The organism is Rhodococcus sp. ACPA4 (genome assembly GCF_002300185.1).
In the GTDB taxonomy this organism is placed as follows: Bacteria; Actinomycetota; Actinomycetes; order Mycobacteriales; family Mycobacteriaceae; genus Rhodococcus_F; species Rhodococcus_F globerula.
Genome location: NZ_NSDY01000001.1, coordinates 297,452 through 315,873, shown reverse-complemented (window position 1 = coordinate 315,873; position 18,422 = coordinate 297,452). Strand labels below are relative to the sequence as shown.

Here is an 18,422-nt window from a genome sequence, read left to right as displayed (position 1 = left end):
CAGTACCCCCGCCCCAAATACCAAATCGTATGGTCACGGGACGTTTTTACTTCATTTCCGGCCGGAGACAATCCTATTTAGGCGCTTACTGCTGCCCTACCGGCACGCAACCGGGCAAGAGAGACGTCGCGACCGAGCAATTCCATCGACTCGTACAGCGGAGGGCTGATGTGAGAGCCCGTAATCGCCACCCGGACCGGAGCGAAGGCCTTACGCGGCTTGAGCTCCAGATCCTCGATGAGCGCCTTCTTGAGGGCTTCCTCGATACTTGCCGCCGTCCACTCCGAGACGGCGTCGAGTGCAGCAAGAGACGCGTCCAGTACCGGACCCGCATCTTCCTTCAGGTTCTTGGCCGCAGCAGCAGGATCGAGAGCAAACGACGCCTCGTCGACGAACAGGAACTTCAGCAGATCCCACGCGTCGGACAGAACGACGATGCGGGTCTGCACGAGGTCGGCAGCAACAGTGAACGTCGCTTCGTCCACGTCGGCACTGATGTGGCCGTGCTCGACCAGGAACGACTTCAGACGGGCCGCGAAGTCAGCCGGCTCGAGCAAGCGAATGTGCTCGGCGTTGATCGCGTCGGCCTTCTTCTGGTCGAACCGTGCCGGATTGGAATTGACCTTGGAGATGTCGAACGCCGCAACCATCTCGTCGAGCGAGAACACGTCGTGGTCGTCCGCGATACTCCATCCGAGCAGAGCCAAGTAGTTCAACAGTCCCTCGGGGATGAACCCGCGGTCACGGTGAATGAACAGGTTGGACTCGGGGTCACGCTTGGAGAGCTTCTTGTTGCCCTGACCCATCACGAAGGGAAGGTGACCGAAGGACGGCGTGAAATCCGCAACACCGATCCGGATCATCGCCTCGTACAGAGCCAACTGCCTCGGAGTGGACGAGAGGAGGTCCTCACCGCGCAGAACGTGCGTGATCTTCATCAACGCATCGTCGACGGGATTGACCAGCGTGTAGAGAGGAATGCCGTTGCCGCGCGTCAACGCGAAGTCCGGCACCGTTCCGGCCTTGAACGTGGTCTCGCCGCGAACGAGGTCGTTCCACGTCAGGTCGTGATCAGGCATCCGAAGGCGAACTACCGGCTTACGTCCGTCTGCGATGTACGCCGCGCGCTGCTCGTCGGTGAGATCCCGATCGAAATTGTCGTAGCCGAGCTTCGGATCGCGTCCGGCTGCCTTGTGCCGCGCTTCCACCTCTTCGTTGGTCGAGTACGACTCGTAAGCCTCGCCCGCCGCAAGCAACTTTGCGACGACGTCGAGATGCAGATCACGACGCTCGGACTGGCGGTACGGCGCATGCGGTCCACCGACCTCGGGGCCCTCGTCCCATGTCAGACCCAGCCAGCGCAGGGCGTCGAGGATCGCCTGATAAGACTCTTCGCTGTCCCGTTGAGCATCGGTGTCTTCGATGCGGAACACGAAGGTTCCACCGTGATGTCGTGCGAACGCCCAGTTGAAAAGGGCGGTGCGCACCAAACCCACGTGCGGGGTTCCGGTGGGTGACGGACAGAAACGGACGCGTACTTCGCTGTTGGTCATGGCTCACTTGGCTCGGCGATGATGGATGGTCGTACTACAGATTAGTCCCGCCGACTCTTCGTTTTCCCTGAAAGTGGTGAGCGCGCCAACCGTCAGCGTCCGGGAAGCACGTTTATCCGGCTCATGTCGCCGTCGTAATACGCAAGAAGTCGCTTGTCCATGATCGAGCGCCACAACGGCGGGACCCACGCACAGACGATCATGACCGCGTATCCCGCCGGCAACTGCGGTGCGTCGGCGGCGCTGCGAAGGCTCTGGTAGCGCAAACGCGGATTGGCGTGATGATCACTGTGACGCTGCAATTGATAAAGGAACAAATTGCTCACGACATGGTCGCTGTTCCAACTGTCCTCCGGTGAGCAGCGAACGTATGTACCGTCGTCACGCTTGGCGCGGAGCAACCCGTAATGCTCGAGGTAGTTCGCCGTTTCCAGGAAGGTGAATCCGGCAATGGCCTGCACAACGAGCCACGGCGCGATCTCCCAGCCGAATACCGCGATGAGCGAGCCGAACAACACCACACTCATCGCCCATCCATTGAGGATGTTGTTCTTGTAACTCCAGGTGCTCACTCCCGCACGTTCGAGGCGAGCGCGCTCGATCTGCCACCCGGAGCGCAGCCCCCCGATAACGCTCCGCGGCAAGAAGAACCAGAAATTCTCGCGGTACCGCGAACTTGCGGGATCTTCGGGTGTTGCCACCCGCACGTGGTGACCGTGATTGTGTTCGACAAAGAAGTGGCCGTAGAAAGACTGCGCCAGTGCGATTTTGGCCAACCACTTTTCGAGCTTCTCACTCTTGTGGCCCATTTCGTGCGCCGCGTTGATACCAACGCCGGCAACGACTCCGACGGTCATCGCGAGCGCGAACTTCTCCCCCGACGCCATCGGCGAATTCACCCAGCACCAGCACGCAAACACGAGGCCGATGTATTGCAACGGCAGAAACAGGTACGTGCACCAGCGGTAGTAACGATCGGCCTGCAACTCCGGAATCTTCTCGTCCGGCGGACTGTTCCCGTCCTCACCGGCAAGCAGATCGACAAGCGGAATCACAATCACGATCAACCAGGCCCCGACAGCCCAGAACAGACCCAGCGTCAGCTTCTCCACCAGGAACCATGCCGCGAACGGACTGAGCGGCACCAGTAGACCTAGCGGCCACAGATATCGCTTCTTGTCGCGCCACTTCGGTGCTGCGGACTCACTCGGCCCGATCGACCGAGTGCGCCGGTACGCAGTAAAGGCGCCCATGTGCCACAGCCTCCATTTTCCGAAATCTCATTAATACCCCACTGGCATCACACCAGTTATCGACCAGAATACGGATGAACGTTACATTGGCAAACCCAGGGTTATCATCTATACGATTTGCCCTTTTAGTCGTATTTGTTCCTATTCTGGCGATAAACATGCAGGTAAAAATACACATTCAGGAACTTCTAATTACGCGTCCGTAACGCTGATTGGACGCAATTGTGATGATAACTACCTCATAACTATTTCACTCTTCTGCAAGGCGGGACAGACAGTTATCAAACCGACAAGAAATCGAAAAGGGGCCTCACCCGTACGGATGAGGCCCCTGATCGAACGTGATGGTCAGCGTTTTGCGATCACCGGGTTGGTGAGCGTGCCGATCCCGGACACCGTGACCGAGACGGAATCGCCGTCAACGATCGGACCGACCCCGGCCGGGGTGCCCGTGAGGATGACGTCGCCCGGGAGCAGAGTCATGACAGCCGAAATCCACTCGATGATCTTCGGAATGTCGTGCAGAAGGAAAGCAGTGCTGCTGTCCTGCTTGACTGCGCCGTTGACCTCGGTCTTGATGTCGACGTCCGACGGATCCAAAGCCGTTTCGATCCACGGACCGAGCGGGCAGAACGTGTCATGACCCTTTGCTCGGGTCCACTGACCGTCGTGGCGCTGGTGATCGCGCGCAGACACGTCATTGGCAACGGTGTATCCGAGAACAACACTCAGGGCCTTTGCGGCCGGAACGTCCTTGCACGGCTGCCCGATGACGATCGCGAGTTCACCCTCGAAATGCACTTCGGTTGAACTGGGCGGCAACACGATCGGCGCACCGGGGCCGACGATGGATGTGTTGGGCTTGAGGAAGATCACCGGATCTGCCGGCGCCTCGCCGCCCATCTCGGCAACATGATCCGCATAGTTCTTGCCGATGCAGATCACCTTGCTGGCAAGGATCGGCGCCAACAGGCGCACATCGGCTAGTGGCCAACTACGGCCGGTAAAGGTGGGGTTCCCGAACGGGTGCTCGGCAATTTCCTTGGCGACGAGGGCATCCTCTTCACCTTCGATACTGACAAACGCAACACCATCGGGACTGGCAATTCGACCAAGACGCATGTTGGCAAGTCTATCGGGATGCCGGAAACGACTGACGCGCGCAAGCCGTAAGGCTTACGCGCGTCAGAGCCGTGAGACGAATCTTACAGAGCGGCGGTGCTTACAGTGCTGCAGTAATGCGGTCGCCGATCTCGGTGGTGGAGATCGGGCCGTCGCCGCGGGTAGCCAGGTCAGCAGCGACCACAGCCTCGACGCGAGCGGCGTCGTCCTCGCGTCCGAGATGGCGAAGAAGCAGTGCGGCAGAGAGGATCGCGGCGGTGGGATCTGCGATTCCCTTGCCGGCGATGTCCGGGGCACTGCCGTGAACGGGCTCGAACATCGACGGGTTGGTACCGGACGCATCGATGTTTCCGCTTGCGGCCAAACCGATTCCGCCGGTCACCGCGCCGGCCAGGTCGGTGATGATGTCACCGAACAGGTTGTCCGTCACGATGACGTCGAAGCGCGACGGGTCGGTCACCATGTAGATGGTGGCAGCGTCGATGTGGCAGTACGCCGTCTCGACGTCCGGGAACTCCGCTCCGACGGTCTCGATCGCACGCGTCCAGATCGCTCCCGCGTTGGAAAGCACGTTGGTCTTGTGGATCAGCGTGAGGTGCTTGGAACGCGTCTGCGCCAACGCAAATGCGTAACGAACAACACGCTCGGCGCCGAACCACGTGTTGATCGACACCTCGGTCGCGATCTCGTGATCGGTGCCGACGCGGATGGCGCCACCGTTACCGGTGTACGGGCCCTCGGTGCCTTCACGAACCACCACGAAGTCGATCTCGGGCTGCGCCGCGAGCGGCGACGTGGCACCCGGGTACAGCTGCGCCGGACGGAGATTGACGTGATGATCGAGCTGGAAACGCATGTTCAGCAGCAAACCGCGCTCGAGGATGCCCGGCGCAACGATCCGCGGATCGCCGATGGCGCCCAACAGGATTGCGTCGTGCTGACGGATCTGGTCCAGCTCGTCTGCAGGCAGCAGTTCACCGGTGGCGTTGTAGCGACGGGCACCGAGATCGTATTCGGTGGTTTCCAGATCGGGGACCAACTTGCCGAGCACCTTGAGTGCTTCAGCTGTGACCTCGACACCGATTCCGTCACCGGGAATGACCGCAAGCTTCATTGAATCCTCATTCGGTAGAACTGTGCGCCTTCATCAACCGCAAGGGTTGACAAAGGCGCACAGTGAAAACAATCAGGAAAGGTCGACCTGGGCAACGCGGGCGTCGAGCTGCGAGACGATTGCCTCGACATCGGCGTCGGAGACAACCTTGTCGACGCGCAGGATCGCCGTTGCGCCTTCGCCTTCGGCGTCCTGGCTCAGTGCTGCGGCGAGGATGTCGATGCCGGAGTTACCGAGGACGGTACCGAGCACACCGAGAACACCCGGGCGATCGCCGTAGTGGACAACGATGTTGTGACCCTCGGCGCGCAGGTCGAAGCTGCGGCCGTTGATGCTGACGATCTTCTCGACCTGCTGCAGGCCGGTGAGTGCGCCCGTGACGGAGGTGACGGTGCCGTCGGCGGCAACTGCACGAACCTCGACTGCGCTGCGGTGAGCGAGTGCCTCGGAGTGCTTTTCGACGGACACGGTGACGCCGCGCTGCTCGGCGAGTGCCGGAGCGTTGACGAACGTGACAGCCTCGTCGCTGCTTGCGGAGAACACGCCGCGCAGAGCAGCGAGGCCGAGGATGTCGACGGTTTCAGCGGACAGCTCGCCGGAGGCGACAACCTGGACCGTCTGAACAGCTTCGGGAGACAGTGTCGCAGCAAGGAGACCGAGCTTGCGGACGAGCTCGAGCCACGGAGCAACTTCTTCGCCGACCGGGCCACCGGAGACGTTGACTGCCTCGGGGACGAAGTCGCCGGCCAGAGCCAGGAGAACGCTCTTGGCGACGTCAATGCCTGCACGGTCCTGAGCTTCGGACGTCGAAGCACCGAGGTGCGGGGTGACGACGACGTTCTCGAGGCCGAAGAGCTTGGAGTCGGTGCAAGGCTCGGTGTTGAACACATCGAGACCGGCGCCGCGAACCTTGCCGGAGACCAGAGCGTCGTACAGCGCATCTTCGTCGATCAGTCCACCGCGAGCGGCGTTGACGATGATGACGCCGTCCTTGGCGCGGGAGAGACGCTCGGCGTTGATCAGGCCGGCCGTTTCCTTGGTCTTGGGGAGGTGAACGGAGATGAAGTCCGCACGCTCGACGAGCTCGTCGATGGTGACCAGTTCGATGCCGAGCTGCGCTGCGCGAGCTGCGGGCAAGTAGGGGTCGTACGCGATGATGGTGGTTTCGAACGCGGCGAGACGCTGTGCGAACAGCTGGCCGATGCGGCCGAGGCCGACAACGCCGACGGTCTTGCCGAGGATCTCGACGCCGTTGAACTTGCTGCGCTTCCAGGTGCTTTCGCGCAGGGTCTTGTCTGCGGCGGGGATCTGGCGAGCCGTCGACATGAGCAGAGCAACTGCGTGCTCGGCTGCCGAGTGGATGTTGGAGGTCGGTGCATTGACGACCATCACGCCGCGCTCGGTGGCTGCGGGGATCTCGACATTGTCCAGGCCGACACCGGCGCGGCCGATGATCTTCAGCTTGGTGCCTGCGGCCAGAACCTCGGCGTCGACGGTGGTGGCGGAGCGAACAAGAATCGCGTCGGCATCGGGCACAGCTGCGAGCAGGGCAGCGCGGTCGGGTCCGTCGACCCACCGCACCTCCACACCGTCGCCGAGTGCCTCGACTGTGGACGGCGCGAGCTTGTCTGCGATCAGAACAACGGGGCGGCCAGGCTGGCTCACGTGCAAACTCCCTGATTAGGTGGGTGTGGGGGTGGTTTAACCCCCAGTAGTTTAGTGCGCGCCGTCTCGGCGTCCACAACTCGGTAGGCAATACCACATAGTGGACACTTTTGCGGGCGAATTCTCAATGAGAATTACGGCGGGCTTCAGTTGGCCCGACAAAGACCTCCGGCCCAATGCCACTCCGGTCCAAGATAATTGGACCGAAGCAGGCATCAGGCCGGAGTGAAGACAAGCTGAAACAGCTTAATTACGCCGTTTCGGTGATCGGACGATCGACCCAGCTCATCAGGTCGCGCAGCTTCTTGCCGGTGACCTCGATGGGGTGCTCGGCGTTAGCCTTGCGCAGGCCTTCGAGTTCGGTGTTGCCGTTCTCGACGTTGGCAACCAGACGACGGGTGAACTCGCCGGACTGGATGTCGGCCAGGATCGCCTTCATGCGCTCCTTGGTGCCTGCATCGATGACGCGCGGGCCGGACAGGTAGCCGCCGAACTCAGCGGTGTCGGACACCGAGTAGTTCATGCGGGCGATGCCGCCTTCGTACATGAGGTCGACGATGAGCTTGAGCTCGTGCAGAACCTCGAAGTACGCCATCTCGGGTGCGTAGCCGGCCTCGACCATGACCTCGAAACCGGTCTTGACCAGTTCCTCGGTGCCACCGCAGAGCACAGCCTGCTCGCCGAAGAGGTCCGTCTCGGTCTCTTCCTTGAACGTGGTCTTGATGACGCCTGCGCGCGTTCCGCCGATGCCCTTGGCGTAGGACAGAGCGAGAGCCTGGCCTTCACCCTTGGGGTCCTGGTCGATGGCGATGAGCGCGGGAACGCCCTTGCCGTCGACGAACTGACGACGCACCAGGTGGCCGGGGCCCTTGGGCGCAACCATGCCGACGGTGACGAACTCCGGAGCCTTGATCAGGTCGAAGTGAATGTTCAGGCCGTGACCGAAGAACAGCGCGTCGCCGTCCTTGAGGTTGGGCTCGATGTCATTGGTGAAAATGCTTGCCTGGGCGGTGTCCGGTGCGAGCACCATGATGACGTCGGCCCACTCGGAAACCTCTGCCGGCGTGCCGACCGTCAGGCCTGCTTCTTCAGCCTTGTCGCGGGACTTGGAGCCCTCCTTGAGGCCGATGCGGACCTCGACACCCGAGTCGCGCAAGCTCAGCGAATGGGCGTGGCCCTGGCTTCCGTAGCCGATCACAGCAACCTTGCGGCCCTGAATGATCGACAGATCGGCATCGTCGTCGTAGAACATCTCGACTGCCACAGTTCTCAACCTCTCCTTGGATTATTACGTGTCTAAAGTACTAGCGGGTGGCCGTGATCGACTTCGGCCCTCGACCGACTGCCACGACCCCGGACTGAACGATCTCCCGGATACCGTACGGATCAAGCATCCGCAGCAGTGCATCCAGCTTGGACCGGGTACCGGTCGCCTCGATGGTGACGGACTCCGGGGAGACGTCGATTACCTTGGCGCGGAACAGGTTCACCGTTTCGATGACCTGGGTGCGCACGCTTGCATCTGCGCGCACCTTGATGAGCACAAGCTCGCGAGCGACGGAAGCATCACCGTCTTGCTCGACGATCTTGATGACGTTGATCAGCTTGTTGAGCTGCTTCGTCACCTGCTCGAGGGGGAACTCGTCGACCGTGACGACGATGGTCATTCGAGAGATCTCGGGGATCTCGGTGCCGCCCACCGCGAGGGATTCGATGTTGAATCCTCGGCGGGAGAACAGGGCGGAGACGCGAGCGAGCACGCCTGGCTTGTCCTCGACGAGAACGCTGAGGGTGTGGGTGGTGCTCACTGCTGGTCCTCCCCTGTGCCCGCGGCGGGTCCGGCTTGCTCGCGTGACATGGCTTCATGGATGACGGCGGGCTCGGCTACTGCCTCGTCGTCGTCGAACAGCGGCCGGATACCCCGGGCCGCCATGATCTCGTCATTGCTGGTTCCAGCGGCGACCATCGGCCACACCTGTGCGTCGGCGGTGACGATGAAGTCGATCACGACAGGCTTGTCGTTGATGGACTGCGCCTCACGGATCGCAGCTTCGACGTCCTCTTCGCGCTCGACACGAATTCCGTGGCAGCCCAAGGCTTCTGCGAGCTTGACGAAGTCCGGGATGCGGATGGCGCCGTGCGTTCCCAGGTTGGTGTTGGAGTAGCGCTCTTCGTAGAAGAGTGTCTGCCACTGACGAACCATGCCGAGGTTGCCGTTGTTGATGAGGGCGACCTTGATCGGGATACCCTCGAGCGCGCAGGTGGCCAGTTCCTGATTGGTCATCTGGAAGCAGCCGTCACCGTCGATGGCCCACACCTCGGTGTCCGGCATGCCCATCTTTGCGCCCATGGCAGCGGGAACCGCGTAGCCCATGGTGCCGAGTCCACCCGAGTTGAGCCATGTGCGCGGCTTCTCGTAGCTGACGAACTGGGCTGCCCACATCTGGTGCTGGCCGACGCCGGCGCAGTAGATGGCGTCCGGTCCGGCGAGCTTGCCGACGGTCGAGATGACGAACTCGGGGCTCAGCTGACCGTCGGTGGGACGGTCGTAGCTCAGCGGGTATGTACGACGGATGTCGTTCAGGTACGCCCACCATTCGGTGAGTTCGAACGTGGTGCCCGTGGCCATGTCGGCACGGATGGCCTCGATGAGTTCGGTGATGACCTCTTTGCAGTCGCCCACGATCGGGACGTCGGCGTAACGGTTCTTGCCGATCTCGGCCGGGTCGATGTCGGCGTGGATGACCTTGGCATCGGGAGCAAAGGAATTCAGCTGACCGGTCACGCGGTCGTCGAAGCGGGCGCCGAGCGTGATCAGCAGGTCGCTGCGCTGCAGTGCTGCCACTGCGGCAACAGTGCCGTGCATGCCGGGCATGCCGCAGTTGAGATCGTGGCTGTCCGGGAACGCGCCGCGGGCCATCAGCGTGGTGACCACGGGAATGCCCGTCAGCTCGGCGAGTTCGAGCAGCTCGGCAGAGGATTCGGACTTGATGACGCCGCCACCGACGTAGAGGACAGGAGACTTGGCGTCGGCGATCAGGCGCGCAGCTTCGCGGACCTGCTTGCCGTGCGGCTTGGTGACCGGACGGTATCCGGGCAGGCGCATCTCCGGCGGCCACGAGAACGTGGTCTGAGCCTGGAGGATGTCCTTGGGGATATCGACCAGGACCGCGCCGGGGCGACCGCTCGATGCCAGGTAGAAAGCCTCGGCCATGATGCGCGGGATGTCGATACCGTCGGTGATCAGGAAGTTGTGCTTCGTGATCGGCATGGTGATACCGGAGATGTCGGCTTCCTGGAAGCCGTCGGTACCGATCAGCGAACGCGCGACCTGTCCGGTGATGGCCACGATCGGAACGGAGTCCATCTGAGCGTCGGCCAGCGGCGTGACCAGGTTGGTTGCACCGGGACCCGAGGTGGCCATACAGACGCCGACCTTGCCGGTGGCCTGCGCGTAACCCGTGGCGGCATGGCCGGCACCCTGCTCGTGGCGCACAAGTACGTGACGGACCTTGACCGAATCGAAGAGCGGGTCGTACACAGGCAGCACGGCACCGCCGGGGATGCCGAATACCGTGTCGACCTCGAGCTCTTCGAGGGCGCGAACGACAGACTGCGCGCCCGTTACCCGCTCCGGGGGGAGCTGGCGACGGGTAGCCGTCTGCGATGCGGCAGCCGCGGTAGTCGGGCTCGGTGTCCCTGACTTGCGCGGCGTGGGTTGAGGCCGTGCTGTTGGTGCGCTCACTGGGAAATCCTCTGATTTGGCTCCGGGCAACAAAAAACCCCCGTCAGCATCTGCTGAGCGAGGGTGGCGCGTCGTTATCTGGTGAGTTGAAAATTATCGACTCAGGCGACGACGCGCCGGTCGATTACGAGCAACTCATTCTGTTTCACGCACTCGACAGTAGAGGCGCTAGTCGCGAACGGCAAACTTGGTGAGTCAACCGTCCCAGAATCTGAGATACATCGGCTGCAATGCGAAGATGTAGAGGTGTCAACTTCGCAGCAGCCCGTGCCACCGGTTCAATCATCCCACACGCCGAAACCACTTCGGCACGTCATCCGCATTTCGCAGCTCGCCTACATGGCGTGCGCCTTCCTGCTCTTCGCGGTCAGCTTCCCGATCTTCGGCTGGCCCGCAGCATTCAGCTGGTTGCTGATCCTGCCGATCATCGCCGTCTACTTCGTCGCCCGAGTCCGCACCACCGTCAGCCCCGACGGCCTCGAGGTTCGTTCGATGTTCTCCAGCCGCACGCTGAGCTGGGACGAGGTCAAGGGCTTCCGTTTCCCGAAGCGCAGCTGGGCCCGCGCCGAACTGACCGACGGAACAGAGGTGACACTGCCAGCCGTCAGCTTTGTCCGGCTCCCCGAAATTGCGATCGCCAGCGGTGGTCGCATCACCGATCCCTACGCGGCAGCGGCAGACGCCTTCGACGCCGAAGAAGCGGAACGGGCCGAACAGTCCGCAAGCGGCAGCGCCCTTGAGCCCGAATCCGAATCCGAGCCGTCGAACGACCAGCCCGAATCAGAACAGAAGTAGCACGCGAGTAGCGTTGAATCGCCCTCGCTTCAATTCTTTTCGCCGCGTAAGCACACAGCCCTGTTGTTCGCGCAGCAGAAGTAGATCAGCAACGATCACATAAGGAACACGCCCATGCCCCCGTTGAGGTCACGCACCACCACCGTCGGACGTAATGCTGCCGGAGCCCGATCCCTGTGGCGCGCCACAGGAATGACGGATTCCGACTTCGGTAAGCCGATCGTCGCCGTAGCGAACTCGTACACCCAGTTCGTACCCGGCCACGTGCATCTCAAGAACGTGGGCGAGATCGTTGCCGAGGCCATTCGTGAGGCCGGCGGCGTCGCTCGTGAGTTCCACACCATCGCCGTCGACGACGGTATCGCCATGGGCCACGGCGGAATGCTCTACTCACTCCCGAGCCGCGAGATCATCGCCGACTCGGTCGAGTACATGGCAAACGCCCACACGGCCGACGCATTGGTGTGTATCTCCAACTGCGACAAGATCACTCCCGGCATGCTCAACGCCGCGATGCGTCTGAACATCCCGACGGTCTTCGTGTCCGGCGGACCGATGGAGGCCGGTAAGGCAGTGGTTGTCGGCGGCGTGGCCCAGGCCCCCACCGACCTCATCACCGCAATTTCCGCCTCCGCCAACGACGCCGTGTCGGAAGAAGGCCTCGACGAGGTCGAGCGCAGTGCGTGCCCGACATGTGGATCCTGCTCGGGCATGTTCACGGCCAACTCCATGAACTGCCTCACCGAGGCCCTCGGTCTCGCGTTGCCGGGCAACGGCTCCACGCTGGCAACCCACAAGGCACGTCACGCACTCTTCTCTCGCGCAGGCACCACCGTGGTCGAGGCTGCCCTGAAGTACTACCGCGACGGCGACGAGTCGGTTCTGCCGCGCAACATCGCGACCCCGGCAGCGTTCCGCAACGCGATGGCTCTCGACGTCGCCATGGGCGGTTCCACCAACACCGTCCTGCACACGCTGGCAGCGGCGCAAGAAGGCGAGGTCGACTTCGACCTCGACACCATCGACGCGATCAGCCGCAAGGTGCCGTGCCTGTCCAAGGTCTCCCCCAACTCGGACTACCACATGGAAGACGTCCATCGTGCCGGCGGAATCCCCGCGCTGCTCGGTGAGCTTCGCCGCGGCGGACTCCTCGAAACCGACGTCTCGACCGTGCATACCAAGAGCTTCGACCAGTGGCTCGACGACTGGGACATCCGCTCCGGCAAGGCAACAGACGAAGCGATCGAACTGTTCCATGCTGCTCCCGGCGGCGTGCGCACCATCGAACCGTTCTCGACGGACAACCGATGGTCTGCCCTCGACACCGATGCTGCCGGTGGCTGCATCCGCGACGTCGAGAACGCCTACACCGTGGAAGGCGGCCTGGTCGTCCTGCGCGGCAACATCGCCGTCGACGGCGCAATCCTCAAGACGGCCGGCATCGACGAGGAACTGTTCTCGTTCCAGGGCCCGGCTCTGGTCGTCGAGTCGCAGGAAGAAGCCGTCTCGGTGATCCTGCAGAAGAAGATCAAGGCCGGCGACGTCCTGGTCGTGCGTTACGAAGGACCAAAGGGCGGACCGGGCATGCAGGAAATGCTGCACCCCACCGCCTTCCTCAAGGGCGCAGGCCTCGGCAAGGAATGCGCGTTGATCACCGACGGCCGCTTCTCCGGTGGCACGTCCGGTCTGTCCATCGGCCACATCTCCCCCGAGGCTGCTGCCGGCGGAGTTATCGGCCTGGTGCAGAACGGCGATCAGGTTCGCATCGACGTCGCGTCCCGCACACTCGAGATCCTGGTCGACGACGACGTCCTCGCCGAGCGTCGCGCCAAGATGGAAGCCTCGGAGCGTCCGTGGCACCCCGTTGACCGTCAGCGCACCGTCACCACCGCCCTGCGCGCCTACGCTGCGCTGGCAACGTCGGCTGACAAGGGCGCGGTTCGGTACGTCCCGTAGATAGCAGAAGCTAGCGAAGATCCCCGGCAGCGTTGATAACGCGGCCGGGGATCTTCTGTTTCACCGCACTACGTGCAGGGGTAACTGCCTGCTCACAAGCGAACTCGTAAGCGTGGCCGGTATGCGCTCGAGCACTCCCCCGGCGAAAGCGTCGTAGAGCGGCAGCGATTCGAGATGCACGTAGCCGATGTGACAGTCACACATCGTTTTTGGACATTCTCGTGCGGTCAGTGTTTGTTCGAGGCTGCCGTCGTACAGATTCCCGATCACCTCGGGGACAAAATGGCACCGCCGAATAGTGCCGTCACCGTCGACGGAGATGACGGATTCTCCGGTTCTGCAAGCTTTTCCGACGCTCGGATGCGGGTTCCGGCTGTAGGGAAAAAGCGGGTCCAGTTCGGTCCAGACCTGCGCTTCATCGTCCGAATACACTCGCCCCTCGGCCGCATTCACCCACAGGTAGACATTCTCGGGTAGTTTCTGCCGCAGCTCACGGGCCAGATCGAGATGCTCCGGGAATCCGACGACCCCCACCGAATAGCGGATGCCACCGCCGTCGAGTTCCCGGCATTTCGCAACAAATTTCTCGAGCGAGATCTGCCCCGGATGAAATGTGCACCACAGCGCCAGCGTCGACGGGTCTGCGTCGGCAAGCCACGTGGTGCGAGCGCTGAGATTGGTTTGTATCGCAACCCGTTCGACGTGAGGCAACCAACTCAGTTCCGCGAGAGTGCGCCGATACCAGGACCGCACCAGTGCCTCACCCCACGGCGTGAACAGCACGGACAACCGTAGATCCGTCCGCTCGGCCACCCAAGCTGCAAACCGTTCCAATGATGCTCTGTCCGCGCGTAATTCGGCTGGCGGATCACGGCGTTTCGCGAACGGGCAGTACGGGCAGTCGTAATTACAACTCGCCAACGGACCGCGGTAGAGAATCGACAACGAGGAGTTCATTTGGCCTCGTACTCTGCCATGTCCCGGTGGACACTCGCTGAGAACAACGCCGGGCCGATCGCGTCGGAGTGCGCCAGACCTTCGGGCGAGAGTTTCAGTCGATCGGACTGTAGATCACCCGCCAACCACCCGGCCGCTTCGAAGGCCTTCAATTCCTCCGGAAAATCGTCGGTAGGTAGTGTTCCGAACCGCGCGAGATAGTCGGACACATCCATCCCTTCGGCCTGAAGCACCGACTGCACGAGATGCCTGCGACGCGTCTCATCGGGAGTCATGAATCGACCGACTTCCGCGTAGGCGAACTCGTCGGCCGGCCGGGCGATGAACGTGTCGATGATCCCGCGGATCTCCCGCATGTCCACCGCGTAATCGAACGAATAGTGAAGGTCAGCGGTGTACGAGCGTGCGCCGCACCCCAATCCGATCATGCCGTCGGTCTGGCACGCGTAGTCGGCCGCCCCGTCGATGACCGCGCCCTCGCGCTGGAACATACGCATCGAGACTTGCCGATACCCGGCCTGCTCTAGGTAGTCGCGGCCGAACCGATACAAGCGCAGACGCCGCTCGTCCCACTCGGCATCGGATTCCGTGACCGCTGTTTTCTTGCCCAAACCCGTGAGCGCTCGAACGTAGAGCGGATACAGATACAGCTCCTCCGGTTCCCACGCCAACGCCGCGTCGAGGGATTGCCGCCAGGTCTGCTCGGTCTGACCGTCGATGCCGTAGATGAGATCGATGTTGAGCACGGGAATTCGAGCGTCCCGGATCCGCCCGAGCGCGGCGTCGACATCGGCCCGCTTCTGCGGCCGCGCTGCCGCCCTCGCCTCGGAGTCGATGAAGCTCTGCACTCCCAGACTCAGGCGAGTAGTTCCGCGGGATGCCAGCACGGACATCCGGTCGGCGGTTACCGTCGACGGCGACGCCTCCACCGAGAACGGAACAGACGAAAGATCCGCGCCCATGCGGAGTTCCGCGATGTCGCACAATCTGTCGAGTTCGGAGGCATCGAGAAAGGTCGGGGTGCCGCCGCCGAAGGCCACGGCGTCGTAGTGAGTTCCGTCGCCGACAGCGTCCGACACAACACGTGCTTGGCGCTCGAGTGCGTCGAGGTATGCGGTGGTCATCTCACCCGGCGCGCCGATACGAGTGAACAAATTGCAGAATCCGCAGCGAACCTCGCAGAACGGAATATGTAGGTACAGCGACAGTGCGTCTTTCGGCTCTGACGCCCACAATTTCTGCAACGACGGGCGATGCTGTAGCGGCCGGTACGCCGTCTTGTGCGGATACGCATAAACGTAATTTTGGTACGGACGTACCGTAACTGCGAGACTCATTGCTGTGGCCCTTCCACGAAGAAATGTGCATAGGGAACTGTCCACACGCTGTCGTGACCCAGCCGGTGCCCGGTCCAACCGTCGTCGCCGTACGCTGTGCCGTGATCGGAACAGACGATGGCAAAGCACCGCCGCCGTGAACTCATGGCCTGCAGCAGTCGTGCGATATGGCGGTCGATGTATTCGAGTGCGGCAGCATGGGACTGGAGGGTGTCTCCCGACTCGGCGCTAGCACCTGCAAGGTGGAACCAATTGGGTTGATGCAGCGCAGCGGCATTGACGAACAGGAAAAGCTTCTGGTCCGGTTCGAGACCGGCCACCACCGTCTCGGCACACTCGACTTGCGCTGCGAAGGATTCCGGAGAGGTCACACCGAAGCGCGATTCCCAATAGCTCTCGTCGAACATCGAGGGCATCACCGAACCTAGGGGCGCGGCTTTGTTGAAGAACCCGACCCCGCCGATACACACAGTGCGGTAGCCGACCTGCCGCAGACCGTCCACCACATTGGGGCCCTCGAACACAAACGTTCCGTCGGCGGTGGATTCACTCCCGGCGAATCGAGCAGCGAACAATCGAGGGTGCGGACCCTGGCTGGCCGGGGTCGGGAGAAAGCCGGCAAAAATCGCCTGATGAGAGGCGTAGGTGAAACTTCCCGGGGCATGGCGCTTTTCCCACCGTCCCCCGGGGAGGTACGACGCGAGAGTGGGAATGCGCCCACTCGCGGCCAGTTCGCAGGCGACGTCGTAGCGGAGCGTGTCCAACGTGAGCAACAGGATGTCGTCCTGCCCGACGACCTCATTCATGTCGGGGTAGCTCGTGTCGACGTCGTTCATGTCGACGTCGTTCATGTCACGGTTGTTCACCGGGCATACTCCACGTTTTCCGATTTCTGTAGCGAATCTACTTGTGCTTGATACGTAGTCATTCCCTCGGCGGGGCTTCCGGGCAGACCGGTAAGCCCCGGCAGGAGATCTCCGAACGCATTGACCTCCCCCACCGTGAAGCGTCGCCACCCGACGCCGGGCAAGACGTCGATTCCGACATGGGGTGCCGCCGGAAAACACGCTGCTGCCCGCTCACTCAATTCCAGAAGCTGTGACCAGTTCTCACCTGCAACAGTCATCGCGTCGACGAGTGCACCGCGGGTACCGCCAAGATGCAGATTGGTAAGCGGAGAAGCGCTGGTCCGCACTACGGCATGGGTGGCAACACCCCCGACAACCACCACACGAACGTCGGCGGTGCGTCCGCCGAGCGATGCTTTGGGTATCCACACTTCGACATGAAGTCCGTCGGGCGCGAGCCGATCGACAATTGACGCGATGGCAGCCCTCGTTCGATATGTGCGCACTCGAAGTGAGTTGTGCAGCGCACCATCAGCACTCACTTCCACCGACGTGACGGCCCGGACCTGCCCGCGCGGACCCCATTGCAGCGCAATCACTCCCGACGCCGACGAGCCGTGAGCAAGCTTGACGAACACTCGTGGCATGTGTGCGTCGGCTGCTAGTTGCTCGAGTTCGGCGTAGCTTCGGGGCGCAGTCTCCAACGCCGCGGGGACCCGTACCCCGGCAGCGTCGAGGTGGCGATGGCAGCGCCGTTTGTCGAACATCATCGCGATCTCGTTCGCATCACCGAGAACCCGAGCACCGACGCGATCTGCTCGATCGGTAATCTCGCGAATCTCGGTAGTGAATCGTCGATACCACTTGCCGGTGCCCTCAACCCGTGTCGACTCGTCCGTACCGCGAAGGTATCGGTCCACCACGGAATCTTCTCCGGGCGAATCGATTCGAACGATCTCGCCAGCGTCGAAACCATAATCTCGACCGATAATCTCACGCCAACCCAGAACACGCGGAGTCGGCAATCCCGCTGCCGTGACCGCGTCGACAAACCCGGAAACTCGACGATTGCCCGTAACCCCGATAACTACGAACCGCGAATGGAAAGGCGGCGACGAGGGATTACTCGGAGACTGCAACATATCGACAGATCTCATCGTCGTACTCATCCGCGTCGGTCTGCTCGGACAGATCGACCCGAACTCCCAATTCGGCGCAATGCCGGGTCAATTCCGTGATCGCGGCATCACTGAGAAAATGGTAGTGCAGGTCGAGAAACTCGAGACCCTTGAAAGAACTGGTGCCGAGAAGCGCTTGGGCGCCGTCATCCGAGAGCGTGCCCATCGAAAGATCCACCGTGGTGAGCTGCCCGAGAATCGGGGCAGTAACAATCGCCTTGGCGATATCGTCCTGAATCTCGCTGTTACGCAGACCCAGGTGCCGCAACGACGGCAATTTCGTACCGCCGAGAATGACAGCCAGATCCTCGATGGTCGCGTCTCCCCCGTAATTGTCTGTCCCGAGCCACAGATCGAGAAACTCGAGCGCCGGGAAGTTACTAGAGGACACACCGTGGACAACTGCGGCGGGCAGTCCACCCGACTCGACGGTCAATCGACGTAGCGCACTATGACTGGTTTCTGGGAACTGCAATTCCGTGCCACCACGAATGCCGAACTCGACCAACTCCGGAAACGCGCCGAGTACAGGAGTGACGTCGGATTGCTGAATCCAGGAAATCTCCTGCTGCTCCTGTGTGATGTCCGCGAGAAATAGCGCCCGCAGCGACGTCAACCGGTGACGTTGCTCGACAACCAGTTCCACGATCGACGACGAGTTGACCTCGTACGACTCACCCCACTGGCCGATGATCAGAGCCTGCACCGCCGACAGGTCCACCTTCTCGACAAACCGTGCCCAGGCCTCGGAAAACTCTTCCGAGTCATCCGAATACGGTTCCACCGAGATGCGCCACGCCACAGCACCCGCAGCGGGCAGTGCTGAATCAGTCGCCCCCGCAGCTGGGAAGTCGAAAGCCGGAAGCCCGTGCAACGCGTCGAGATGGGCCTGGATCATC

15 protein-coding genes are annotated in these 18,422 nt (G+C 62.1%); 2 read left to right on the top strand and 13 right to left on the bottom strand.

The annotated features are described in order from the left end of the window. Positions 1-77 precede the first annotated feature (77 nt). The 8 genes from gltX to CJ178_RS01400 form a co-directional block, all read right to left on the bottom strand. Positions 78-1,553 carry a glutamate--tRNA ligase gene (gene gltX, locus CJ178_RS01435; protein WP_033236583.1) on the bottom strand — a complete coding sequence of 492 codons (1,476 nt, stop codon included), beginning with the start codon at positions 1,551-1,553 and terminating at the stop codon, positions 78-80. Positions 1,554-1,645: 92 nt separating this feature from the next. Next, positions 1,646-2,806, bottom strand: a complete 1,161-nt coding sequence (locus CJ178_RS01430; RefSeq protein WP_045067164.1) for an alkane 1-monooxygenase — start codon at positions 2,804-2,806, stop codon at positions 1,646-1,648. Positions 2,807-3,154: 348 nt separating this feature from the next. Beyond that, positions 3,155-3,928: a fumarylacetoacetate hydrolase family protein gene (locus CJ178_RS01425; protein WP_033236584.1), complete on the bottom strand. Its 774-nt coding sequence runs from the start codon at positions 3,926-3,928 to the stop codon at positions 3,155-3,157. A 100-nt stretch (positions 3,929-4,028) separates the two neighbouring features. Continuing rightward, positions 4,029-5,042: a 3-isopropylmalate dehydrogenase gene (locus CJ178_RS01420; RefSeq protein ID WP_033236585.1), complete on the bottom strand. Its 1,014-nt coding sequence runs from the start codon at positions 5,040-5,042 to the stop codon at positions 4,029-4,031. 72 nt (positions 5,043-5,114) lie between these two features. Beyond that, entirely contained in the window at positions 5,115-6,707 is a 1,593-nt protein-coding gene (serA, locus tag CJ178_RS01415) for a phosphoglycerate dehydrogenase (RefSeq protein ID WP_033236586.1), read from the bottom strand. Positions 6,708-6,957: 250 nt separating this feature from the next. After that, positions 6,958-7,959, bottom strand: a complete 1,002-nt coding sequence (gene ilvC / locus CJ178_RS01410) for a ketol-acid reductoisomerase (RefSeq protein WP_172937779.1) — start codon at positions 7,957-7,959, stop codon at positions 6,958-6,960. Between the two features lie 52 nt (positions 7,960-8,011). Continuing rightward, on the bottom strand, positions 8,012-8,515 hold the full coding sequence (gene ilvN / locus CJ178_RS01405; protein WP_033236588.1) for an acetolactate synthase small subunit: 504 nt from the start codon (positions 8,513-8,515) through the stop codon (positions 8,012-8,014). Next, entirely contained in the window at positions 8,512-10,452 is a 1,941-nt protein-coding gene (locus CJ178_RS01400; RefSeq protein ID WP_033236589.1) for an acetolactate synthase large subunit, read from the bottom strand. The genes ilvN and CJ178_RS01400 overlap by 4 nt, the downstream gene beginning before the upstream one ends. A 267-nt stretch (positions 10,453-10,719) precedes the next feature. Here CJ178_RS01400 and CJ178_RS01395 point away from each other — a divergent pair, with 267 nt between their 5' ends. Both CJ178_RS01395 and ilvD read left to right on the top strand, forming a co-directional pair. Continuing rightward, entirely contained in the window at positions 10,720-11,247 is a 528-nt protein-coding gene (locus tag CJ178_RS01395; protein WP_033236614.1) for a PH domain-containing protein, read from the top strand. A gap of 114 nt (positions 11,248-11,361) precedes the next feature. After that, positions 11,362-13,203, top strand: coding sequence for a dihydroxy-acid dehydratase (gene ilvD / locus CJ178_RS01390; RefSeq protein WP_033236590.1), 1,842 nt, complete (start codon positions 11,362-11,364; stop codon positions 13,201-13,203). Between the two features lie 60 nt (positions 13,204-13,263). Here the strand turns inward: ilvD and CJ178_RS01385 are convergent, their stop codons facing one another. Genes CJ178_RS01385 through CJ178_RS01365 form a run of 5 tightly spaced genes read right to left on the bottom strand, consistent with a single transcriptional unit; the run spans position 13,264 to position 18,421 of the window. Beyond that, positions 13,264-14,160, bottom strand: a complete 897-nt coding sequence (locus CJ178_RS01385) for an STM4011 family radical SAM protein (protein ID WP_033236591.1) — start codon at positions 14,158-14,160, stop codon at positions 13,264-13,266. Beyond that, a complete protein-coding gene (locus tag CJ178_RS01380) occupies positions 14,157-15,497 on the bottom strand; it encodes an STM4012 family radical SAM protein (RefSeq protein ID WP_033236592.1) in 1,341 nt (446 codons plus the stop codon). The genes CJ178_RS01385 and CJ178_RS01380 overlap by 4 nt, the downstream gene beginning before the upstream one ends. Then, positions 15,494-16,363, bottom strand: coding sequence for an STM4013/SEN3800 family hydrolase (locus tag CJ178_RS01375; protein ID WP_230590369.1), 870 nt, complete (start codon positions 16,361-16,363; stop codon positions 15,494-15,496). Before CJ178_RS01375 ends, CJ178_RS01380 begins: the two co-directional genes overlap by 4 nt. Next, on the bottom strand, positions 16,360-17,502 hold the full coding sequence (locus CJ178_RS01370; RefSeq protein ID WP_257012964.1) for an STM4014 family protein: 1,143 nt from the start codon (positions 17,500-17,502) through the stop codon (positions 16,360-16,362). The genes CJ178_RS01375 and CJ178_RS01370 overlap by 4 nt, the downstream gene beginning before the upstream one ends. After that, a complete protein-coding gene (locus CJ178_RS01365) occupies positions 17,468-18,421 on the bottom strand; it encodes an STM4015 family protein (protein ID WP_174557351.1) in 954 nt (317 codons plus the stop codon). The genes CJ178_RS01370 and CJ178_RS01365 overlap by 35 nt, the downstream gene beginning before the upstream one ends. Position 18,422 lies beyond the last annotated feature (1 nt).